Origin of the sequence: Ureibacillus aquaedulcis, assembly GCF_030418165.1 — a bacterium.
GTDB classification, from domain to species: Bacteria; Bacillota; Bacilli; order Bacillales_A; family Planococcaceae; genus Ureibacillus; species Ureibacillus aquaedulcis.
In genome coordinates this window covers 20,322-44,186 of sequence record NZ_JAUHTQ010000004.1, presented here as the reverse complement: position 1 = coordinate 44,186, position 23,865 = coordinate 20,322, and the positions used below count along the sequence as shown (strand labels likewise).

At 37.3% G+C, this 23,865-nt stretch carries 23 protein-coding genes; 6 read left to right on the top strand and 17 right to left on the bottom strand.

The window, feature by feature from the left end:
• Positions 1–54: 54 nt before the first annotated feature.
• The 15 genes from QYB95_RS07060 to QYB95_RS06990 all read right to left on the bottom strand — a co-directional run bounded on the left by QYB95_RS07060 (position 55) and on the right by QYB95_RS06990 (position 15,856).
• Entirely contained in the window at positions 55–2,268 is a 2,214-nt protein-coding gene (locus tag QYB95_RS07060; protein WP_425609183.1) for a peptidoglycan D,D-transpeptidase FtsI family protein, read from the bottom strand.
• A 392-nt stretch (positions 2,269–2,660) separates the two neighbouring features.
• Positions 2,661–3,764 carry an ABC transporter permease gene (locus QYB95_RS07055; protein WP_301137594.1) on the bottom strand — a complete coding sequence of 368 codons (1,104 nt, stop codon included), beginning with the start codon at positions 3,762–3,764 and terminating at the stop codon, positions 2,661–2,663.
• Positions 3,761–5,017, bottom strand: a complete 1,257-nt coding sequence (locus tag QYB95_RS07050; RefSeq protein ID WP_301137593.1) for an ABC transporter permease — start codon at positions 5,015–5,017, stop codon at positions 3,761–3,763. Before QYB95_RS07050 ends, QYB95_RS07055 begins: the two co-directional genes overlap by 4 nt.
• Before the next feature lie 14 nt (positions 5,018–5,031).
• Complete coding sequence (locus tag QYB95_RS07045) at positions 5,032–5,964, bottom strand: ABC transporter ATP-binding protein (protein ID WP_301137592.1); 933 nt, start codon at positions 5,962–5,964, stop codon at positions 5,032–5,034.
• Between the two features lie 138 nt (positions 5,965–6,102).
• A complete protein-coding gene (locus QYB95_RS07040) occupies positions 6,103–6,747 on the bottom strand; it encodes a response regulator transcription factor (RefSeq protein WP_301137591.1) in 645 nt (214 codons plus the stop codon).
• Positions 6,722–7,873 (bottom strand): sensor histidine kinase, encoded by a 1,152-nt coding sequence (locus QYB95_RS07035; RefSeq protein ID WP_301137590.1) that lies wholly within the window; start codon positions 7,871–7,873, stop codon positions 6,722–6,724. Before QYB95_RS07035 ends, QYB95_RS07040 begins: the two co-directional genes overlap by 26 nt.
• A 138-nt stretch (positions 7,874–8,011) precedes the next feature.
• Positions 8,012–9,055, bottom strand: coding sequence for a beta-carotene 15,15'-monooxygenase (locus QYB95_RS07030; RefSeq protein WP_301137588.1), 1,044 nt, complete (start codon positions 9,053–9,055; stop codon positions 8,012–8,014).
• Between the two features lie 152 nt (positions 9,056–9,207).
• Entirely contained in the window at positions 9,208–10,305 is a 1,098-nt protein-coding gene (locus QYB95_RS07025; RefSeq protein ID WP_301137587.1) for a 5-methyltetrahydropteroyltriglutamate--homocysteine S-methyltransferase, read from the bottom strand.
• Positions 10,306–10,571: 266 nt separating this feature from the next.
• Entirely contained in the window at positions 10,572–11,855 is a 1,284-nt protein-coding gene (locus QYB95_RS07020) for a M48 family metallopeptidase (protein WP_301137585.1), read from the bottom strand.
• A 178-nt stretch (positions 11,856–12,033) separates the two neighbouring features.
• Positions 12,034–12,456, bottom strand: a complete 423-nt coding sequence (locus tag QYB95_RS07015; RefSeq protein ID WP_301137583.1) for a pyridoxamine 5'-phosphate oxidase family protein — start codon at positions 12,454–12,456, stop codon at positions 12,034–12,036.
• Between the two features lie 66 nt (positions 12,457–12,522).
• The gene (locus tag QYB95_RS07010) at positions 12,523–13,404 is read right to left on the bottom strand and encodes a patatin-like phospholipase family protein (protein WP_301137581.1); all 882 of its coding nucleotides are present in this window, start codon (positions 13,402–13,404) and stop codon (positions 12,523–12,525) included.
• Between the two features lie 155 nt (positions 13,405–13,559).
• Positions 13,560–13,736, bottom strand: coding sequence for a hypothetical protein (locus QYB95_RS07005; RefSeq protein ID WP_301137579.1), 177 nt, complete (start codon positions 13,734–13,736; stop codon positions 13,560–13,562).
• A 99-nt stretch (positions 13,737–13,835) separates the two neighbouring features.
• Positions 13,836–14,270, bottom strand: coding sequence for a hypothetical protein (locus QYB95_RS07000; protein ID WP_301137578.1), 435 nt, complete (start codon positions 14,268–14,270; stop codon positions 13,836–13,838).
• Between the two features lie 348 nt (positions 14,271–14,618).
• The gene (locus QYB95_RS06995) at positions 14,619–15,224 is read right to left on the bottom strand and encodes a superoxide dismutase (protein ID WP_301137577.1); all 606 of its coding nucleotides are present in this window, start codon (positions 15,222–15,224) and stop codon (positions 14,619–14,621) included.
• Positions 15,225–15,376: 152 nt separating this feature from the next.
• Positions 15,377–15,856 carry a DUF456 domain-containing protein gene (locus QYB95_RS06990; RefSeq protein ID WP_301137576.1) on the bottom strand — a complete coding sequence of 160 codons (480 nt, stop codon included), beginning with the start codon at positions 15,854–15,856 and terminating at the stop codon, positions 15,377–15,379.
• Positions 15,857–16,011: 155 nt separating this feature from the next.
• Here QYB95_RS06990 and QYB95_RS06985 point away from each other — a divergent pair, with 155 nt between their 5' ends.
• The 4 genes from QYB95_RS06985 to QYB95_RS06970 all read left to right on the top strand — a co-directional run bounded on the left by QYB95_RS06985 (position 16,012) and on the right by QYB95_RS06970 (position 18,724).
• Positions 16,012–16,521 carry a DUF1189 family protein gene (locus QYB95_RS06985; protein ID WP_301137574.1) on the top strand — a complete coding sequence of 170 codons (510 nt, stop codon included), beginning with the start codon at positions 16,012–16,014 and terminating at the stop codon, positions 16,519–16,521.
• Positions 16,522–16,572: 51 nt separating this feature from the next.
• Complete coding sequence (locus QYB95_RS06980) at positions 16,573–16,908, top strand: hypothetical protein (RefSeq protein WP_301137573.1); 336 nt, start codon at positions 16,573–16,575, stop codon at positions 16,906–16,908.
• Positions 16,909–17,019: 111 nt separating this feature from the next.
• Positions 17,020–18,135, top strand: a complete 1,116-nt coding sequence (gene ispG, locus QYB95_RS06975; protein WP_301137572.1) for a flavodoxin-dependent (E)-4-hydroxy-3-methylbut-2-enyl-diphosphate synthase — start codon at positions 17,020–17,022, stop codon at positions 18,133–18,135.
• A gap of 10 nt (positions 18,136–18,145) precedes the next feature.
• Positions 18,146–18,724 (top strand): 5' nucleotidase, NT5C type, encoded by a 579-nt coding sequence (locus tag QYB95_RS06970; protein ID WP_301137570.1) that lies wholly within the window; start codon positions 18,146–18,148, stop codon positions 18,722–18,724.
• Positions 18,725–18,764: 40 nt separating this feature from the next.
• Here the strand turns inward: QYB95_RS06970 and QYB95_RS06965 are convergent, their stop codons facing one another.
• Positions 18,765–18,893 (bottom strand): hypothetical protein, encoded by a 129-nt coding sequence (locus QYB95_RS06965; RefSeq protein ID WP_301137569.1) that lies wholly within the window; start codon positions 18,891–18,893, stop codon positions 18,765–18,767.
• A gap of 416 nt (positions 18,894–19,309) precedes the next feature.
• On the opposite strand from QYB95_RS06965, the gene QYB95_RS06960 reads away from it, so the two are divergent.
• Positions 19,310–21,472, top strand: coding sequence for an EAL domain-containing protein (locus QYB95_RS06960; RefSeq protein WP_301137567.1), 2,163 nt, complete (start codon positions 19,310–19,312; stop codon positions 21,470–21,472).
• A 43-nt stretch (positions 21,473–21,515) separates the two neighbouring features.
• Here QYB95_RS06960 and QYB95_RS06955 read toward each other — a convergent pair whose 3' ends face one another.
• On the bottom strand, positions 21,516–22,166 hold the full coding sequence (locus tag QYB95_RS06955; protein ID WP_301137565.1) for an alpha/beta hydrolase: 651 nt from the start codon (positions 22,164–22,166) through the stop codon (positions 21,516–21,518).
• Positions 22,167–22,418: 252 nt separating this feature from the next.
• Here QYB95_RS06955 and QYB95_RS06950 point away from each other — a divergent pair, with 252 nt between their 5' ends.
• Positions 22,419–23,801 (top strand): L-cystine transporter, encoded by a 1,383-nt coding sequence (locus tag QYB95_RS06950; protein ID WP_301137564.1) that lies wholly within the window; start codon positions 22,419–22,421, stop codon positions 23,799–23,801.
• The last annotated feature ends 64 nt before the right edge of the window (positions 23,802–23,865 follow it).

Genomic DNA, 23,865 nt, shown 5'->3' with positions numbered 1-23,865 from the left:
TAGAAAAAATCCCTTAGAAAATAGATTCCTAAGGGATTTCGATTTTTTAATCCTTTATTCAGTTACTGTTTCTTCTTCTGTATCTTCATCTATTTTTTCGCCAGTGGTAGTAGGAAGGATTTCTTGTTTTACCGAACTTGAAGTTTGCCCTTCTTTAGCATATTTCTTTTTCAGCTCGAAATACACATCTAAAATCTCTCTGGCAGTTTGGCCAGCTTGCGGCAACGAAATATTATAATTTGTTGTTGCCCATGGGAAAATAACGGCATAGGCTACTTCCGGGTTTTCATATGGTGCAAAACCGACATGCGCAATATTGATTGTCTCAGTCGCCCACTCATTACGGTTTGGACCGTAGTAGACTACCTCTGCCGTCCCCGTTTTTCCAGCGGCTGTGTATGGTGCATCCGCGAAATAAGAGCGTGCTGACCCGTTCTCACCAACATACACTCTTCTCAACCCTTCTTTAACATGGTTAATTTCATCGGTTGGATTAGATATTCGGTTTAATATTTTGGGTGAAACTTCCTCTACTAAAGGACCCAGCATCTCCCCATCCTTCGATGGTTCTCTGACTTCTTTTAACATTCGCGGCTGAATGCGATAACCACCATTAGCAACAGTAGAAATATATTGCACCATTTGCAGCGGCGTATAGGTATCAAATTGTCCAATGGCAAGGTTCAAAATCTTACCATTATCGGTTAACTCCCCGGCGAAACCAGCGAATTCATTTGGCAAATCGATGCCTGTATTTACCCCAAGTCCAAACTGTGCATAGTCATTTCTCATCGTTTGGAGTGTGCCATCCTTAATTCTGAATGGCATGTTATAGCTATATGTTGAACCGGCAATTTTGATGGCAGTCTGGAACATATATGAGTTCGACGAGCGTTCCAACGCCATCTGATCATTCATTGGGATACTGCCATTACGGTTAAAGATCGAGCTCTTTACATTTGTTCCGGCCAGCTTAATTGGTTGGTCGATCAGCGTTTGCCCTGGTTCGATGGCACCCTCTGAATACCCCATTAGCAATGTGGCTGCTTTAACTGTCGAACCTACTTCATAAGCAGTTGTAAAGGAGCCGTAGGAATAATCTACCACATATCGCTTACCTGTCTCTTTGTCGGTTTCAAGTTTCTTCCCAACCACTGATAATAATTCCCCAGTGTTCGGGTCCATCATAACAAAAAACGCTCTATCAAGTAACTGGGATTGGCTCATCGATTTTAATTCCAGTAATTTTTCTTCCACGATTCGGTCGGCTGCTGCCTGCAGCTCAATATCAATCGTTGTAACGAGGTCACTGCCTGGTTCCCCTTCATACGTTGTTACTGTATCGATTACCTGACCTTGTTTATTCGTTACATTTTTCACTACGGATTTTTGACCTTGCAGAAGTTCTTCGTAGCTTGCTTCGAAATAACTTTCCCCAACTCGGTCGTTTCGTGAATAATCTCTTGCTAGATAATAATTAAGCTTGGACTTGGGTATCCCTTTACTTGGGATTGTTGTTCTGCCCAAAATCGCCAATGAAGATAATTTTACACGTTTCCAATCTGTTGTTGTATTCACTCCCGGCAAGTCTGATAAACGTTCCGAGACACGGGCAAATTCTTCATCTGTCACATTTTCACTTTTGATTATTTGAGGAGATAAATTGTAGCCGGATGACATTTCTCGATAAATCGCCAGCACTTCCAGATCAAACTGTGTTAGCTGAGCTAAATCTTCCTCTGTAATGCGCTCACGGACTAAACGATCGATCTCAGCCTGAACCTCTTTATCTTCAAGCTCTTCGTTTTCATTTAGTTTTTTTTCTTCTTCTTTCGTTACTTTCTTATAAGCAACATCTTTATTTTTCATGATCCAGAAATCTTGCTTATCTCGTAAAGTCACTCGATCAATCGGCTGTTCGATCAACATGGCTAGTTGCTCTGCGATATCCAGCATCTCCGAGGTAGTTGTTGATTGCATTTTCGTATATGTAATAGCATTTTCAGGTTCATTGTCAACTAATACTCTTCCGTATCGATCATATATTCTTCCCCGAGGAACGCTCGTATTCACCGCAACCTCTTCGGTTCTTTCGAGAGCCCGTACATAATCTTCGCCTTTTACAATTTGCAGGTATCCAAGTCGGAATATGAGCATGGAAAATAATAGGAAAATGGAAAAGAAAAGGACGTTCATACGAAATGATAAACTAGCCCGGTATTTTGCCTTTACACTGGATGCACGTTGAGTTTTTGTTTTTTTTCGCAATTGAAATGGCTCCCCCTTTCTTAATTTTGACTTTCCAAGGATAAAAACATACATTTTAGTATAGCATTTGAGCGTATGATAAAAAAGCACTGAAGGTCTTAATCTTCATGTTTTGTGACGGTAAAAATAGAAAATGGTTCCTTCTGATTAAAAATAATTATTCCTCTTTATAATTCCTTTTTTTAGCCACATATATTTCAAATCAGTTCAGTACGAGAGGATTCTTATAAAATTATGAACTACTGCAAAGAGGATGGAAATAGGATTCCATCCCCCAAAATAATGACAGCTTATTCAATTGATGCCTTATTCCGCCAATATACCTAGTGTGACCATTTCAAGAATATATTTGCGGCAGGCATAGAGTCTGCGATTACCATAATAAAGGGTTACTATACTTCTCTTCTCTCCATCAAGTTAATACCGACCCCCATTAGAACTACCGACATGAATAGCAATACTCCGAGTGGCTGTATTAAATCCCCAAAAGGGCTGTTATTTATCGTGGCACCGTTTAATAATTCCAACCCATAAGTTATTGGGGAGATGTTTGACAATGCTAGAATAACATCTGAATTCACAATTTCAAGCGGCCAATAAGCACCACCCAACATGGCGAATGGTACTGCCATCCCATAGATTATTGCGTTGAACTTACCTGGCGTACTTGCCACAGAGGCAATAAATATCGACAATGAGACAATACAAATCAGGTAGGGAATCACCAATAGCAAACTGTAATAAAAGCCTCCATAAAAATCAACGCCGACACCAAAGTGAAAGATAGATAGAACAAGTACTATTTGTAAATAGCCCATTAAAAAACTATATAAAATATTGGCCATGTAAATCTCCGTCTTTCCAATGGCCGAGATTGTTAAACGATCCCATATACGCATTCTTCTATCCATGATAATTGGATATACTCCATTTGCCACTGTATAGATTACCATAAATAAACTAAATCCAAATAGGCTATGGAGCTTCGAATCCCAAACAAACTCTTCATCATTTGTAAAGCTTGAATAGTTAATATGGAAGCTTGGATGTACAGCAGCTTCTCCTATAATCTTCTCTACTTCATCGTGTTTATTGATAGGGGCTGCACTTAATATTGCTTCTTCTTGTGTAAGTCTACTATAGATGGTTGTCAATTCATTTGAAATTAAAGGAGCATCCATAAAATCCGGTGAAGTAATTAGCTCAAAACCATCCAACATTAAGTGCACTGCTACTTCAAATTCTCCCTCTTCAACAAGTGAAATTGCTTTTTCCTCTGAAAATAAAATATATTCCGTTTGAGGGATTCTTTCAAATTCGGCCATGTAAGCTTTAGTTTTCTCATCGTCCAGGTCCGAGTAAACACCAATCTGCAATTTTGATTGAGAGCCCAGACCAAGCACATAGGCAAAAGCGCAAATAATTACGGTAATGATGATAAAGCTCGCTGGTTGGCGTGACAGCAGTAACAATTTTGTTTTAAATATGTGTATCATACGATTCCACCTCTTTTCGGGAACAGAAGGAAGGCTAACAGCATAAACAGAACAGCCAGAAACGAAAGAATTGTGATATTCGGCAGTAGATCACTTAAACTGCCGTTTTGTGCAATTGTTAAGTAGCCATCCAATGCTGCCCCGTTAGGCGTCCACATGCCAACCTTTGCAAGAAATGGCGATAGGCTACTGATATTAAAGTAGCTTCCCCCGAAAAATGCCAAAATCGCTACAATTGCTGTTGAAAATAAATTGGAAGCACCCGCAGAATTGGAACGGTAATTAATAGAAGATAATAGTGCCGCAATTGCTCCAATAACCAGCGAAAAAACAATAGTCAGCAACAGAAACAGTTCCCACCTAGCAAAGCTGATATGAAATACAAAATAAGAGAATGAGAATAAAACCAATACCTGCAGCAATGTAAATACGACCGATGAAACAATAATACTTAGCAAATAAGTACCCAGATGGATTCTTGCCAGCAAGATGCGATCAAAAATATGGGTATTCTTTTCTATGAACGATTGACCAGCAAGAGTTCCGGCAACAAATAACATGAACATGACAGCCATGCTAAAAGTGTAGTAGACACTTGAGGTTACCTCTTCTAGCGAATCAACTGTTCGTATGGTGGAATTGATTTGTGCAGAAGGGAGTGCAGTGTTATTTATCTGGATATTATTTTCCGATAACTCGGATTGCAATGTATATTGCAGCTGAAAATAATCGACAAGATCTTTGACAATTGTTGAAGTGATTTGTTCACTTTCATTTAAATACACATTAAAAGCAGGTTTTTCCTGATTAAAGAACTTGGCTTGCAAAAACTCTTTCGTAAAGTTTTGGGGTATTTCCACCACAACATCATAATCCCCATTTTCCTTTACCTCAGCCAAGCTTTTACCTTCCAGTTGTGTTACATGGATTAAATTCTGCATTTCCTTATCAGTTGTAAGCTCCTCAAACAACAAAGAAACCGGTAAGGAATTCTCTATATTGTCAATTGCTTGTTGATCTAAAACTAGATTTGGAGGAAGATCATTGATAACATTCCGGAATTGTTCTTGTTCATCACCGTGATGAATAATAGCCATTTCGATGGTCGTCATCTCGGAGTCGCCTCCCATTATAGATCCCAAGGCATAGCTTAAAATCAGAATTAGTACAATAGGCATCACGAATAATGTGAATACCTCGGAAGGACTTCGAAATAGTATCTTCATCTGCTTTTTTAGCAGTGCTATAAACATAGTTTTGCCCCCTCCTAATTTCGCAATGCCCGCCCAGTCAAATGAAGAAACACATCTTCAAGAGTCGGCTCTTCCACCTGGAAGCTTTTTAGAATGACATTATTTTTTTCACAAAGGGAAAGCAACATCGGTAAAAAATCCATCCCTTTGGCAACAGTAAAGGTGATTTCACCTTCTTTTGCATTGATATTAGATAACATTGGCTGCTCCAGCAAATCATTGACAAAGCCTTTCGAATGATATTCAAGTTTTACATGTACAGTGTTTTCCGATGAAAGGACCGCTTTTATTTCTTCCTTTGTACCAGATGCAATGATTCTTCCTTTATCCATGATGTAGATACGGTTGCATAGAAATTCGACTTCCTCCATGTAGTGGCTAGTATAGATAATGGCCATATTCGAATTTTCGTTCAAGGTTTTGACTGTTTTTAAAATATGGTTCCTTGATTGTGGATCTATTCCAACAGTCGGCTCATCCATTATTAGATATTTTGGTTCGTGAAGCATTGCAACCCCAATATTGAGACGTCTTTTCATACCGCCAGAATAGTGTTTTACCAACTTTTTCGGTTCATTTTGCAATCCAATTTGTTCAAGTACAATGTCGATGCGTTTATTTAAAACTTGTTTGGCCATTTTCTGGATGCTGCCGAAAAATTGAAGATTTTCCCTTGCAGTTAAATCCTGGTATAGTGCAATCTCTTGAGGAACCACACCCAGAACACCTCTGAGATCTGAAGGATTCTTAAGAATACTTTTTTGATTCAGCAATACATCGCCCTCAGTCGGAGAAATCAATGTAGAGAGCATTGCAATCGTTGTCGATTTCCCCGCACCATTAGGGCCAAGTAACCCTACAATTTCCCCGGGTTCAATATATAAATTAACTTGATCCACCGCTGTAACTTTTTTAAAATTTTTTGACAAATTAACCACTTCAATCAAATCAACCCCATCCTTTCTATTTATACTTTAACAATTTGGAAAAAAACTTCTAAGTAGCGGACGTCACTAAACAAAGTGACCTAAGTCATTTTTTATTTGTTTATCCATTCCAAATAAAAAAAGCGGTGTAAAACCCGCTTAAACCAACCCATTTTTCACCGCATAAATAGCTAGTTGTGTTCGATCACGCAAATCCAATTCTTGAAGAATATGTGTAATATGGTTTTTAACTGTTCCGATGGATAAGAATAAACTATTCGCTATTTCTTTATTTGTTCTGCCTTCTCCTACTAATCTGACAATCGATACTTCACGCTCAGTTAATGGAAGGTACTTTTCTTCATCCATGGGTCCAACTCTCTGCTGCAATAATTTTGGCATTAGTTTTGCAGCAACGTCTTCCTGCAATACTAATCCACCGCTTAATACACTATGAATGGAAGAAAGCAGCTTTTCGGGTTCAGAGGATTTCAGCAAGAAACCATTTGCCCCGTCTTTCAAGGTTTGATAGGCATATTCTTCGTCTTCAAATGTAGTTAGAATAATAACCTTTAAATCCGGGTATTGGGATTTAATACGTTTAGTAGCTTCAATTCCGCTCATCTCAGGCATACGGACATCCATCAACACAAGATCAACTTGGTGATTTCTTAGATTGCTTATTGCCTCAGCCCCATTGCTTGCTTCCGCTATAACCTGAAACTTTTCATCTTGTTCAAGAATTAGTTTTAAGCCATTTCGGACAATTGCCTGGTCTTCAACCAGTAAAATTCGAACTGTCATTTCTTTTCACCCCATCATCAATAGATTCAGCCGTATTTTTATCTTTTTTTATTGGAAAGGTGCCCCTCAATATAAAGTGTTGATCGGTTCTTAAGATGGATAGTTCTCCCCCAATTTCTCTCAGTCGGTCTTCCATGTTGCTTAACCCGAACCCTTGAATAATTGGATTATTGGAAATCAATTTGTTTTTCACTTCAAATTGTAGATGCTGCAAAGAATTTACACCCAGAATAACTTCTACCTCTTTGGAATGGCTATATTTCATGGCATTTGTTAGACTTTCCTGTAAAACTCTATAAATTACGACACTTTGTTTATTGGATAAAGGTAAGGATAAGACACCTTTTTCAAGGGTGAAGCGAATATGCAGCCGACTTTCCATCTCCAGCTTTCGTATAAGCTGGATAACGGACTGAATTCCTGTTGTTTCAGCAGATTTCAATTGTCTTACCGCGTATCTTGTCTCTTCCAAACTTTCTCTTGCCAACTGCTTCGCTTCCCCTATACTATCCATGCTATTTTGTATGGAGATAACTTCCAGTTGCATTAATAAAGAGGTGAGTTTGTGCCCGACGGAATCATGGATATCCCTTGCAATTTTTGTACGCTCTTCTGCGCGTACAAGCTGCTCTTGTTCAACAGACATCCTCTTCAGCAGCCTATATTCCATTAACAATTCATCATAGATTGATGCTTTTAATTGCGCATTCTCTTTAAATTGATAAAGCAAATAACAAACTACAAAGATAGTTGCCATTAGAAGTAAATCATAAATTGATAGATTGTTTACAAAGCTGAACATAATAGAGACTACGATTGAAGTTATGCAGAATATAAAATAGTGCTTGCCTTTTAATAGAATGGTGGCTTCAACCATCATAAATCCTATTAAAGGCAACCAATAGGCATGATCCGTCGAAATAAAACTACTAAGCGAAATTAAAAGTAAAATAAGAATAAAATTTATAAGAGGTATTTTTACAACCGGCATTAAAAAATAGAAACAAAAGATTCCTGATAGTATAAATAACGCACTTGCGAAAGCAGCTTTTGTATGTAAGGTATTTATAAGCAGGGTACCAATTATGACAGCAATCCAGGTTAATCGGAGCATAAATAATTTCAAAAACGTCCACCTAGCTTTTTTAGGGAATTTTAACAAACTTTCCTATATTATATATCGAACTTCTATACTACAGAGCAATTTCTTTAACAATTTTTTGGTCCAGAAAAAAAAAGAGGCAGCCTATTGCTCCTCTTTTAATTAAATAGTTTTATATTTTTTAAGTGCATCCATAAAAAGCTGATGATTATCAAATTTAACAGCCACTTTTTGATATGGTTTTTTGATTCCCATAATCAGTGTTGCTTCTTTAGGTTTCTTTAACTTTAGAATGACATCCGGGATAACTTCCTCGAAGTCTTTTGCCATAAAATCGATTGTATCTTTCTTAATTTTTTGCCTCAATATTTCTTTATCCGTAATAATTTCTTCGATTTGATCCCACTCGATTTCCATCCGTTTTATCAAACCGAGTGAAATGTAAAATTTGTTTTCGTCTAAATGGACAGGGTTCAATCGGACTGCCTGGATGTCTGCTAAGAAGAAAATTACGGAATAGATATTAAAGATGAGCAAAACTAGCGATAAGATGATCGATTTGTCATGCAGCCACCAGTGGATACCTACCGTTTCAATTACGATGGCATGGATCATCATAACCTGAAACGCAATATAGCTTGAGTTTTTGTGTAAAGTTAAAGTGCCGTCATTTTGATTTGGCCTTTTTCTCCAACTCATTAATGCATAATAGAACATTAACATTTCCGAACAAATGATATGAATAATTGGGTGTTTTTTTACATATAGATCGACCGCGTTGGAAAAACCAAAACTCATTGGCAGCGGACTTTCCTTCGTTGCCTTCACTATTTTTGGCAGAAATCTAAATAAGGTCACAATCAAAAGCAATTCCAATAATACCAGTCCAGCCTCAACTGCAATTGCTGCCCAGGTAATCGCTGCATATGGCGCTAAATACTCCATCGGTATAACGAATCTTGCGATGACAAGACCTGTTGCCGTAAGCAGAACAAACACTTTGACACTTTTTTGTTTTTTCCATAATAAAAATAGCAATGGTGACACAATCGCCAAATCAATTAACGACCCAATCACAACACCTTTTGTTGCTCCTTCAATTACACTTTCACCTAATTCCGTACGATATAAAATCATGTTACTTCCAAGAACGAATAGAAGCAGGATCAACCAAATGTTTTGCCTGGATTTTTGTATAGCCGCCATCTAACCCCTCCAAACAATTTATTGAAGCTCTTTATTTAATTATAGAAAACGGTGTATACGTTTACAAATTACAATATTTCGAATTTTTTTCGTCCACTATAAAAAAACTTGAACCTACACATAAGTGTAAGCCCAAGTTTTTTACTTACTATTTAACCCCAAACTTCTTCAGCTATTTCCTTAACTAATGTAAGCTTCTGCCATTGGTTTTCCTCTTCCAGAATGTTTCCATCTTCTGTTGAAGAAAATCCGCATTGCGGGCTCAAGCAAAGTTGATCTAAAGAAACATATTTTGCTGCCTGTTGAATGCGTGCTTTGATTTCTTCCTTATCCTCTAGTTCACCAAATTTTGATGTGATTAAGCCCAGTACAATTTTCAGATCAGGGCGATTTACATATTGTAATGGCTCAAAGCTTCCAGAACGCTCATCATCAAACTCAAGGAATAGCCCATCGACATTTAATCCACCGAAAATCACTTCAGCGGCATAATTGTATCCACCACTGGAGAAGAATGTCGATTTATAATTTCCACGGCAAATATGCATAGTAATTGTCATGTCACTAGGTTTATTCTTGATCGATTCATTAATGACATATTGAAGCGTCTCCATGAACTTTTGAGGGTCTCTGCCTTCAGACACTAATTTAGCTCGTGATTCCTCGGAGAATAAGCTTGCCCAAGAAGTATCATCAAGTTGTAAATAGCGGCAGCCTGCATCATAAAAAGCCTGAATTGCTTTTTGGTAAGCCTTGATTGTATCTTCAATTAGCTCTTGATCATCTGGATAGATCTCTGCATTACCATCTGCACGGGCATGCAGCATATTCGGACTTGGGATTGTGAATTTCGCCGTTGAATCACCAGCATGTTCTTTCAAGAATTTAAAATGATCTAGAAATGGATGGTTGCCAAAGTCGATTTTCCCGACCACTCGCACTCCTTCTTTCCGAGTCTCAAGGTTATGGAAATTTAAGCCTTGTTCTTTTTCGTAATAATCCATTCCCTCAAGGCCACCCAGGAAATCAAAGTGCCACCAGCTGCGACGGAACTCCCCGTCAGTAATCGCTAGAACACCCATTTCTTTTTGTTTTTGGATTAAACGAATGATTGATTGATCTTCTACTTTTTTCAATTCTTCATATGTAATTTCGTTATTTAGGAACTTGGAACGCGCTTCTTTTAACTCTGCCGGTCTTAAAAAGCTTCCCACATGATCATAACGAAATGGTGCTGTTAATTGTGCCATCTTGTTTACTCCCCTTCATAAAAAGCAGAATAATGGGATAGATAATTATTTACTGTCAAATTACATCTGCCCATAACTTTTTATTATTTAATAACTTTTAATATAACATAGAAGCGGTAGATAAGACGAAGTATTCCGACAATATATATTAGTCAATTATTACAAAAATCTCTTACTTCTATCAGGAATAGAGGATTTTCTATTTTTTGACGAAAAATAAATAGCTAACAGTGATTTTACATTGTTAGCTATTCTTAAATTTTCTATTATTCGGCTTGCTGTTCCGTTTCAACTTCGTTTTTATCCGTATATCTTGCGATTGTATTGATGCGTTCCAACATTGGTGGATGTGTATATCGGAATATCTTAACTAGCCATGGAGGATTTACTTCACTTAACCCCGCTTTAGCAAGATTCTGGAATGTGCTGACCGCAGCCTCGGCGTCTCCGGTTAGTTCCATTGCATATTCATCTGACCTTGTTTCTTGATACCTTGAAACAGTATTGGAAATTGGGTTAGAAATAAACAGTAAAAATGAAGCTAATACCAAGAATAAAGGAAGTGAACGAATATCGCTCACCTTCTCGATATTCAACACTCGCCCAAATTTCGAAACCATCCATGGCATGATTTTGGAGATTAACCATAATCCAACTAACATAGACAGCAAATAGAGGGCAATTCCAATATAAATATGTTTCTCTACGTAGTGCCCCATCTCGTGCGCCATAATGAATAGAATTTCTTCATCTGTCAAGTTATTGAGTGTTGTATCCCATAAGACAATTCTCGAGTTGCCTCCTATTCCTGTTACATATGCATTCAGTGCATTGGTTTTTTCGGACATATCCACCTCAAATACATGATCTGAAGGAATGTCCGCTTGATCTGCAAGGCTTAGGATTTTCGCTTCAAGCTCCTTATCCTTCAGTGGTGTAAACTCATTATAAAGAGGATCGATGACAACCGGCTGAAGGTACATCATAAAAATAGCAAACGGGATTGTAAGTAACCATGCGTAAAGCCACCATTTTTTTGCGCTCTTCTGAATCAACCAATACAACACTAAAACAATGAGTAATGTCGTTCCGAAATTCACCCAAAAATCAATCACGTAATCCCTCATCCATGAAGAAAATCCTTGGGTGCTAATTCCATATTCTTTACTCAGGGAATAGCGATAGATATCAATCGGATAAAAGACAATCGTCGTAAAAAGATTTAGAAGGAATAAATAAGCGCCATTTTTAAATAACCGCCACTTGGTATCCGCCCATTTTTCGAAAACCCGGGAAATCCCCATAAATAAAATTAAAAAATAAACTAGCCATTCAAAAGGTGTAACAACAAAGAAGAGGAAATTTCGTATTTTTGAATAATCATCACTTAAATAAAGTTCCCGTTCCGTCATGAAGGTTTGCGGGTCAGCTACAGTCCCCTTCAATGTAGCTGGAACGCCTCCCGATGCCCCATGAAATATGTAAAAATACATACCAACAGCGTAGACTACGTACAAAACCAGCGCAGCTATGCTCCATTTCTTCGACAAACTATCCACCTCAATTCTTCTTCATACTTTAGTGTAAGAAAAATTGGACAAGATAGAACCAGTTTCTTAAATCTTTTTACTAAATCCATCATATCTTTTATTTTCTTCATAAGAATTAGGCGATTGCCCATTGCTGACAACCGCCTCTGGATATAAATTGAGCCATATAATCAGGCAGCTATAAAAAGTTAATATTTACAGGGTCCTTCCCCTTTGTATTCATGAGTTTTATTTGGGTTGGGGTAACTTTTAGAATGACCATCTTTGGATCATGTGGGCCTGTAAACCAATCTTTTAAAGAATTATTCCATACTTTTTCCCGCATTGCATCATCGTTGGATATTTCAACTTCTCCTGCAATTTCCAGATATTCATCGCCGAGCCCTTTACCATCGTATCCAATAAGGATATGAGTATGTGGATTTTTTGATAATTCCTCCACTTTATGTGTATCTTTGCTTGTTGCAGTATATAAAGTAAAATTATCATTAAAGAAAGTCATATAACGAGCGTGAGGTTTATTCCCTTCAATTGTCGCCATTGTTCCGACCATATTATCTTCCAATATTTTTGCTGCTGTGTTCTCCGGTGTTTTTGACATCTTCTTCTCTCCCTTTTACATATCATGATAAGTATGTGATGTGCAGCGGGAATTATCCAATCTGCTTTACGACGGTCTCCAGGTTTCCAGAAATCTAGAAGTACGCTTTCTCCCAATTTCTATCAACGTTTTTTTGGTTTCTTCGTCCAAGTCAAACTGTGTTGCACTATACTTTTCCACAGGTATAAAAACAATATTCCGTTCATGCTTCCTGGCAATATAACGTTCATCATGGGCATTTTTCATTGTTGAAAACAGTGCTTCAAATAAATTCAATCCATTTTTGATTTTCTGGGGTGGCATATCTTCTCTGGGATTACTCAGTTTCAACCCAATAGTAGGGCGTTGTTTATTTCCATTATCAAAAACCCACAATGGAAAATTGCTAAGAACTCCCCCATCTACAAATAGGCACTCACCATTTCGATTACTTAACTTAATTGGTTCAAAGAAAAATGGTATGCCGCAACTCATACGCAATGCTTTGGCCACCGGGAACTTTCTCCAATCAATGCCATAGGAAGCTAAATCGTCGGGTATGACAATCATTCTGCCATTTGTCAGATCCGACGCAATGAGCTTTAATGAATCTTTTGGTAAATCATTAAATGTCAGGATCCCTTTAATCGCCAGTTTTTTATGAAACCATTTTTCGAGTGCTTTTCCTTTATATAATCCCATCCGAAAGTATAAATTCAGCCACTTTAAAAAAGGAAGAGTACCAGCTGGCTTTGGAGGATCGAGAAGTGATTTCAAATTGAGTTCATCCAAGATTTCTTCTATCTCATTTGCAGTATAGCCTGCAGCTATAAAACATGCCAATATGGCACCAGCACTTGTTCCTGCCACACGTTTAAAGCGATAATTCTTTTCTTCCAGAACCTGCATCGCCCCAATATATGCAAATCCTTTTATACCGCCACCTGAGAACACTCCATCAATAAGCATGTACACTCCCCTTTATTTGTTCTCGTTACACTTTAAGAAAAAAGGGGAGTTTTTAGAACTTCTGTCGAAAAAAACATTCGACATGATGTATTATTGCGAAAAAAAAGCATTAAGCTTCAAATTAATTTGCTTTGAAGCCGAATGCCTTCGTTTTATTATTGATTTAATCTGGATGGGTTATGTTTATTATCACGCTTGTCATTATTTTCATTCTGGTTTTGTTTTTTCGCCTCATCGTTTTGACCAATGACATCAAAATCATCAGGACTCAAATCGTAGCCATGTCCATATTCTTCTCGATCCAGTGAGTTTTTTTTATCTTTATTCAACATCTTCACCTCCATATAGCATAATTTGAACCTTTTAGCGGATTATTATGCTTTTGGTTAAAACTAAAAAAGCATGAAGCGATAAACTTCATGCTGAATCGATTAATGATGATGTTGATGCTGCTCAGTTTTCACTTCATCGTTTGCTATCGACCTTAAATCGATAAAAGCCGTTACTGCCAAAAATAGAACAGCTAATGCAATACTCAGCTTTACCTTGGATGGAATACCTTTAATAAAATTGTGGTAGGTTTGTCTGTTCCATAGTCCTGCTGCCAAAATGCAGCTAACTAAATAAATAATTGTAAAAAAAACGATGCTAAGCAGTTGATTGTTTGTTGTCATGATACTGAGCATCGCCCCCATCATTGCCCCCATAAAAAGTGCACTTACACTCTCTAAAACAATTTTAATGGAAAGCTGATAGGTCATGATGCAAACCAACAAAAAGCTGATAAGTATTGCAATAACTGTAGCAAATACCATATCGGTAATCCACATTCCAACCAGTATTCCCACTAATGTACTTTTCGTCATCGTTACAAACATGGCTAAGCAACTGGAAAGATGGTTTTCTTTGGACTGTCGCCGAAATACTGAGCTAAGAACAAGAGTAAGTAATACTATACTAATAGAACTCACTATTGCAACCAATAATCCACTCCATTCATTATGCAAATTGCACAATCAATCAACTTTTATAAGTGATTCACTCCAGAAATAGGATCTCTGTCTAATGTATTCCTTCCTGGATTCAAATATTCTTATTCCTTTATAGGTCCTGTCGGTAAGAAACAGACTAGTCCCCTACATAGTTAAAAAAGCGCTGGCTCATAAATGTATTGAGCCAGCGCTTTTATTTTACTTCTTTGGGTCTAATTCAGCTTATTTTGCAGCTTGATATTTAGATTCAACTACATCCCAGTTTACTACATTCCAGAATGCAGTAATATAGTCAGGACGACGGTTTTGGTAGTTTAGGTAGTATGCATGCTCCCAAACGTCTAAGCCTAGTACTGGTGTTTTACCTTCCATTACTGGAGAGTCTTGGTTTGGAGTTGAAGTGATTGCGATTTCGCCGCCATCTACTACTAACCAAGCCCAACCTGAACCGAAACGGCCAGTTGCAGCTTTTGCGAATTCTTCTTTGAATGCATCAAAGCTACCGAATTTAGCGTCAATTGCAGCAGCTAATTCACCAGTTGGAGCTGTTGCTCCACCTGGAGCCAGGATTTCCCAGAATAATGTATGGTTGGCATGTCCACCACCATTGTTGCGTACAGCTGTTTGTTTGTCAGCTGGAAGAGCATCGATGTTTGAAATAAGTTCCAAAAGATCTTTGCCTGCAAATTCTGTTCCTTCAACTGCAGCGTTTAAGTTTGTTACATACGTGTTGTGATGTTTAGAATGGTGGATTTCCATAGTTTTTGCATCAATGTTTGGTTCTAATGCATCATAAGCATAAGTTAATTGTGGTAATTCATAAGCCATTTTGTATTTCCTCCCTCAAAATAAAAAGTAATCTCGATTCCTTTTCTAGGTTATCAAAATTATTGACCTGATTCAATCAATAAACACTTCAGAATTACAATTCAGCCTTTTGACGGAAAGGTTGGCTGCATTTACCTCTAGACTTCTTTCATTCAAATCGCAATGATAAAAATAATGATCATAATTACCTGGATGATCCCCTTTGTTACGATGGATGTCAAAAAGCCTACTAATGACCCTACACCAGCTTTCAGTGCTTGTTTATATTCTGTTTTCGTGACTAAAAGTTCCCCTATGACGGCCCCAATAAAAGGTCCAATCAAAATTCCCGCTACAGGGATAATGAATGGTCCAATAAGCAAGCCAATTGTACTTCCCCACATTCCCGCTTTTGTACCGCCAAATTTTTTCACTCCAACCAAATTGGAAAGGGAATCTGCAACAAATAACAGGATTATAAACAAGATTTGAATTGTCCAGAATAACCAGCCCAGATCTGCGAATGAGTAAAACAACCCATATACGATAAAGCCCAGTACAATAAAAAGTACGGATGGAATGATCGGATAAACCAGACCTACAAACGCGACGGCAAAGCTAGCAATAATTAGTACCCATGCAATTATATCCAAAAAAACAACTCCTATTCCTGATTACCAATGATATACGATAGACTTCTTAAAAAGTTTCAAATGAAGAATTAATAATTTTTATTCTATTAAATTTATCGCTTGTATCTTTATAGACCATTTATCTTCATGTTAAACTCACATATGGAGGAGAAAATATGGTAAAACACTCGCAACTTATTATTGATAGTCTCGTTCATCCAAAAAAATTAGCGGCTTATAGATTATTAACGATCGGTAAAACAATTCAATATGTTTTTCTACTAATCGCTGTGGTAACAATCTATTCATTCTTCCAATTTTTAACAGGCGTAACGGAGACTTCATACAACTTTACAGGGTTAACGGAATATGTAAAAGATATACAATGGCTCCTGTATCCTTTCGCTTTTGTACTCTTAACACTAACATCGACAATTCTCATTTTTATAAGGGTTAGTATATATGCATTTGTTGGTGTAATCCTTTTAAAAGTGATGCATCGCCGAGGGGAATACCGGCATATGTGGCGTACAGCCGCATTGGCGATTACTTGGTCGACACTTCTAACTGTACTATTATCAATATTAAAGATTTCTAGCATAGTTTCTACTATACTGGGGATTCTTATTACGATCATTCTATTAATTTTAGCTTCAACAAAATATCCAAAAATACCAAAAAAATAATAGGCATGATTCCTCCTTCTCTACATATAGTGAGAGAAAGGAGGGAATTTTATGAGATTTCTAATCTTTACGGCTGTGTTTTTCCTGATAGCAGCCGTGATTAAAATAGATTTAACTGAAGGGACTGTCCCATTGGCAGCCTTTGATCACGAAAAAGAAATTGAAGCATGCGAGCAGCAAATTACCATTAAAACCCTTTCTGTAGTGACAGTTGCCGGTGATACTGTACAATCCTTGCTTGCAGCATATCCTTCGGAAGTTGATTTATCTTATCCAGAAAGAATGGCACAATTCTATCAACTGAATCCTCATTTGCAAAAGCAAGCCATGGTTACCGGGGAGCTTATTAAAATACCAATCTATGATAAAACAGAAAATAATTGCTGATGATTAAAAAATGACGCTTCTTCCTTGTTCATCTTTCACTACACTGATAAAATAATGGAAGTGCGGTACGAGAAATGTTAAGCTACGTACCTTAAAAAGGAGAGAATCTTCATGAGTGAACTCATTCACCGTTCAAAAACACGTCCTGTACGTGTGGGTAATTTAACGATTGGTGGTAGTAATGAACTATTCATCCAAAGTATGTGTACAACAAAAACACATGATGTAGAAGCAACAGTTGCAGAAATTCTTAGGTTAGAAGAAGCAGGTTGCCAAATCGTTCGTGTAGCAGTGCCAGACGAGCGTGCTGCAGATGCGATTGCTGATATTAAAAAACGTATAAATATCCCTCTAGTAGCGGATATTCATTTTGATTATAAGTTAGCATTAAAGGCAATTGAAAACGGGATCGATAAAGTACGCATCAATCCAGGAAATATCGGCCGTCGCGAGAAAGTCGAAGCTGTTGTGAATGCAGCTAAAGCAAAAGGCATTCCGATCCGTATCGGGGTAAACGCCGGTTCATTAGAGCGACATATATTAGAGAAGTACGGTTACCCGACTGCCGATGGTATGGTAGAATCCGCATTGCATCATATTAAAATTTTAGAAGACTTGGATTTCCATGATATTATCGTTTCAATGAAAGCTTCTGATGTTAATCTTGCAATTGAAGCCTATGAAAAAGCTGCCAAAGCCTTTGACTACCCATTACACTTAGGGATTACAGAGTCAGGCACTTTATTTGCAGGTACAGTTAAATCTGCTGCAGGTCTGGGTGCAATCCTGTCTAAGGGTATCGGGAATACACTTCGCATTTCCCTATCAGCCGATCCAGTAGAAGAAGTGAAGGTTGCGCGTGAATTATTAAAATCCTTTGGCCTAGCATCAAATATGGCTACCCTTATCTCTTGTCCTACTTGCGGTCGAATTGAAATCGATCTTATTTCAATTGCCAACGAAGTAGAAGAATACATCTCAAAATTAAATGTTCCTTTAAAAGTAGCCGTTCTTGGTTGTGCGGTAAATGGTCCCGGGGAAGCACGCGAAGCTGATATCGGTATTGCCGGTGCACGCGGGGAAGGACTGTTATTTATGAAAGGAAAAACAGTTCGTAAAGTACCTGAAGCCACTATGGTTGAAGAACTGAAAAAAGAAATTGATAAATTGGCTGCTGAAATGGTTGAAGAACGAGAAAAGAAAGAAGCACAAGTTAACTTAGGCTAGGAGTTTTTTTATGATTTCCAAGCAGAAACCACGTTTCGGGATTGATATTGATGGAACAGTGACTACACCAGACACGCTCATTCCTCACATTAACGAACGCTATAAGACAAACATAGTCTTGAACGATGTTATTGAATATGACTTTTTAAGCGCTTTTCCCCATCCAGTGGACCGTAATGAATTTGCAAAATGGTTCAGGGAAAATGAAGCGTATATGTATTCTGTTAGCACCATTGCACAGGATGCACAGACTATTTTAGAAAAATGGCAGCATTCATATGAACTTTTTTATATTTCTGCACGTGATATAAGTGTATTTAATATTACGCAAAAATGGTTCGAGGATCATAAAGTTCCCTTCCATCATATCGAGTTGATCGGAAGCCATGATAAATTAGCTGTAGCCAAAAAGCACGCTGTAGACGTCTTCTTTGAGGATAAACATGATAACGCAGTGATGCTGGCAGAAGAACTGGATATCCCGGTGTTATTATTTGATACACCATACAATCGCAAGTCGATTCCATCAAATGTCGTGAGAATTAATACCTGGGCTGATGCTAATCAGTGGATATTAAAACACTTCTAGCAGAACAGGCAACATGTAGAGTTACTGTTGCCTGTTTTTCTTATATTTCCAAAATCCCCTTTTCCCACCTCTCTACAAATGTTTCAAAGCGAATTCCATACCGATTATAGATATCATGATACACAAAATAGACCCCTAATTTCTCCAAAACAACATCATCTATCTTCATTCATACTTCCCTTCTCAATTTTTCAGGGTATAATCTTCCTTGAAAAAGCAGTTCTATTACTCTTTCAGTCATCCAACCTTTTAAGTTGTCATCAAAGCAAGCTCAGTAAAAAGAGAGTTTTTGGTATTTTGCTTGAAACTATTTTACGTTCGTACAAGTAACATTATGAAAAAATAGCGCATTAACTTAAATTCACTACTTTAGGTTCAAGGAGAGAAAACTTGTTAATTAGGAAAAAAAGGAACAGTAATCTACTTGTTAAAGTAGACCATCTCCAGTCCTCCAATGACAGCAGCGATCTATATATCCCTTCCTGTAATAATCAAATATTCAAACTATTATAAAATAATACTGCTATAATCTATATTAATTTGTTATACTTTTTTTAAACAATTTATTGCATCGGGGGAACAGGCATGTATAAAACGAAAATGCCCCTCACAAAGGATGAGTTATTTCCATTTCTTTGTAATCTTAGTGAGCAATTTCATATTGGTATCGCCATCATAAGCTTAGAAAGAAATGATTATCCTTTTGTCTATGTGAATGAAGCATTTACAACATTAACTGGTTACCTGCAAAATGAATTAATTGAGGAAAACTTCGATTTATTAAATGGGATTAAAACAAGTATTGAGCATAATGAGGAACTCTTTTTTAATTTTGCCAATAAAAACTCTTTCGAAAAGAACATTATACATTATAAAAAAGATGGATCCGCTTTTTGGAACCATATCACCTGTCAACCAATCAAGGATCATAACGATATAGCTTCCTATGCTATAATTCATTGCAAAGATATTACAGAGCAGATGTTAAGCAAGATGCTCTCAAAGCTTGAACATGAAGTATATATTGATTTGGAAGAGAATGGCGAGCTAAACAATATTCTGCAGCTAATAACTGAAAAGGTTGAAGAATATTATATTCGTGATATTTACTGTGCAATCCATATCGTGAACCCAGAACGCAATTTAACGGCCATTGCCAGCGGTTCCCTCCCACTTTCCTTGATTAAAACCATGAATCATCTGGAAATTGGGGGAGCAACAGGCTATAACGAGAGTGTTATCTATATTAATGATATAGCGACAACAAGTCACGATTCAAATAAACTAATAAAAAGATATAATCTATCTTCATGTTGGTCAAAGCCCATTTTTACTAATGAAAAAATTTTACTCGGCTATTTTTCGATATACATAAAAGAAGAAATGCAACTTAGGCTGGTAGATATTGAATTTCTAAAAAAACTTTCTCCCATAGTTGCTCTCTCCATGAAATATGTGAAACAGAAACAGGAACTAAAAAAATTAGCATTTTTTGATATGACGACAGGCATACCAAATTATAATAACTTTTACACAAGTTTAGCCACTTGGGCTGATCAGAAAATAAAAGGCTCCCTCCTGCTCATTCAACCAAATGAATATTCAAGCATTGTTGATTTATACGGGAGGAAATTTGGGGATGAATTAATTGGTCAGATTGTACATCGCTTTTTATCAATGAATGAACTAAGTGAAGAGGTTATATATGGTAGATTTTCAACTACTTCCTTTATCTTGGGGGTTAAACAAACTGATGGAGAAAATCTAGATCAGTTTATCAATCAAATCATACAAGTAACATCGATTCCATTTACAATCGCCGAAAGAGAAATATTCATCACATTAAGAATTGGGGTATCTCACTTTAATAAAGACTTAACTATTGATGAAAGTATTCGGCGTGCAGATACAGCTTTAACAAAATCACGTCTTCAAAATTCCGTGGTATCGTATTTTGAAATGGGCTCAGATGAAATCATTCAAAGAGAACTCAATATATTAAATCAATTACAATTCGGCATTCAAAATGAAGAATTTACCGTCCACTTACAACCAAAAATCAACCTGAATACAGATGAAATTGAAGGCTTTGAAGCTTTGGCAAGGTGGTATTCACCGGTTTTAGGTCATGTCTCTCCTGCTGAATTTATACCAAGTGCTGAAAAGAGTGGAAAAATAAATGAAGTGGATATTTTGATTCTGAGAAAAGTACTCAAATTCCAAAATGTCCGTCTTTCCAGGGGTCTGAAAATGGTGCCTATCGCTGTCAATATTTCACCTGTTCACTTCTATAGCGAAACTTTTGTGAAAGATTTTCTTTCTTTGGTGGAGGAATATGAGATAACGCCAGATCTGATAAAGATTGAAGTAACCGAAAGTGTTGAGTTGTTCGATTTCAGGAAGGCTAAAGAAATCCTATTGGAACTAAATGAATTAGGATATGAGAGCTCCATTGATGATTTTGGGGTTGGTTTTTCAAGTCTTAGCTATTTGCAGCAGCTGCCTTTCTCGGAGATTAAAATTGATCGCAGTTTTATTAATAGTATCAATAACAGTGATATGCATGCAGTGGTACAAACGATTGTCCAACTTGCCGAAAAGTTAAGAATGCATGTTGTAGCGGAAGGTATCGAAACCCCTGAGCAGTATTCTATATTGCAGCAAATTGGATGCAAATCAGGACAAGGCTATTATTTCCACAAACCAATGCCTCTGGAGGAAGCTGAAAATCTGCTTGATTCGATCTAGTAAATACTTCGCCTATACAGCAATACTGTATAGGCGTCTTTTATTAGTTCACTGTATCCACTAGATTAACGGCAATAAAGTCAACCATATCCTTTAAATTTTCAGGTGTTACACCGTGGCCATCCGGATAAGTTTTAAAGGTAACTTGCACACCGATCTCTTCAAAGTAATTTTTACTGCTTAGTCCCCATTGGATTGGAAAGTCATAATCATATTCACCATGAGAGATAAATATCTTCGTTCGCTCTAAAGGAACTTTTTTATATTCATTCATTACGAATTCCGGTAAATAACCACTCAAGGCAACCGCAGCATTAACAAGATTACCCAATGTTAGGGTAAGTGTTTCGACAACTGCCGCACCCTGGTTAAATCCGATTAAAAAAATCTTGTTGATATCGAGATGGAACTGGTCGATAGCTTCTATTATAAAACTTTGAGTAAAGGTAATCATTTTATCAAACACTTCTCTTGTCGGCTTCCCTTCTTCTTCAAAAGTATAGAAAGCAAATCCAGGAGTATGTGTTATAGGCCCTCTTAAACTAAAGATATGGCATTGGCCTTTAAATTCTTCTACTAGCTGCAGCAAATCCTCTTCATTGCTTCCTAAGCCATGAAATAAAAAGATGGCCCCTTGATGCTCTTCACTATTATTTGTTGGTGCAATATGCTTAAACGTATATGGGGATTTCATGTCTTTTCTTCCTTTCCAATGTATGTAACTAGAATAATTTGTATTGTATCAAACTTTACAGTAAATGTTTACATTTACAACCTTATAAATGAATTTTCTCATAAAACACATACTAAGAAGGCAAATCCACCATAATAAGCAGTGTTGAAACACCTTATACCCTTCTAAACTTATAATTCCTATAAATCTTATAAACATTTTTCTCCTATAATCCTTAGGATTCTGGTATACTATTTTTCGAGGTGAAACTAGATGACAATAATGATAATTCTTAATGTCGCAATATTAATTGTACTTATGGGATTCTTACGCTATTTAAATAAAAAACATGTTAAGTTTTCCAACCGTGTATTTGCAGGCCTGGGCCTTGGTATTCTGTTAGGCTTAGCCCTTCAGCTTATTTTTGGTGCTACTTCCGATGTGGTTACAGGTACTGTCCCTTGGTACAACATCATTGGTACCGGCTATGTTAAACTTTTGCAAATGATTGCAATGCCACTTGTGTTCATATCCATATTGGCAGCCTTTACCAAAATGAAACTTGGCAATAATTTAGGCAAAATTGCTGGGCTTATTTTACTTATACTTGTTGGTACAACAGCAATTTCTGCCGGTGTCGGCATACTTTCTGCTACCGTATTCGACCTTGATGCCTCTCAATTAGTTCAAGGTGAAGCAGAAATCGAAAGAGGTACTTCCTTGGAAGAACAATCGGCGGAAGTGAAATCCCTGCCAGAACAAATTATTGAGCTGTTTCCTGCTAATCCATTCCTGGATTTAACTGGTGCACGTTCAACTTCTACTATTGCAGTAGTTATTTTCGCTGCCTTTCTAGGTTTTTCTTATTTAAGAATTGTCCGTAAAGATGAAGGGACTTCCAAAACGATTAATAAGGCGATTGATGCAATCTATTCGTTGGTTATGGGCGTCGTGACGATTGTCTTAAGATTAACACCTTACGGGATTTTGGCTATAATGGCACGAACTGTAGCAACGAGTGATTTTGGAGCAATTTATAATTTAGGGAAATTCGTAATCGCTTCTTATGCGGCATTACTTGTTGTATTCCTTGTTCACTTGATCATCATTTCGCTAACTGGTTTAAGCCCTATTATGTATCTGAAAAAAGTAAGTGAAACTTTACTTTTTGCTTTTACATCAAGATCCAGTGCTGGAACCCTGCCATTGAATTTAAAAACACAAGAAGAACGTTTAGGTGTACCTGATGGAATAGCAAATTTCGCGGGTTCATTTGGACTTTCGATTGGCCAGAATGGATGTGCGGGTGTTTACCCTGCGATGCTGGCAATCATGATTGCACCAACCGTAGGGATTAATCCCCTTGATATTGGCTTTATCGCAACTGTTATAGTTATTGTTGCCATTAGTTCATTTGGTGTGGCCGGAGTCGGTGGTGGCGCAACATTTGCTGCCATAATCGTTTTGTCGGCACTTGACCTGCCTGTTGCACTTGCAGGGGTATTGATTTCAGTTGAACCATTGATTGATATGGGACGTACTGCTTTGAATGTTAGTGGTTCTATGACTGCCGGTGTTACGACGGCAAGAATTTTGGGTGACCTGGATAAAGACATTTACAACAACCCAACGATTAAAGAACTAGGCGAATCGTAATATCCCCTCCTTCCAATTTTTAAATTGGAAGGAGTTTTCTTATGTCTCTTTACACATAAAATTA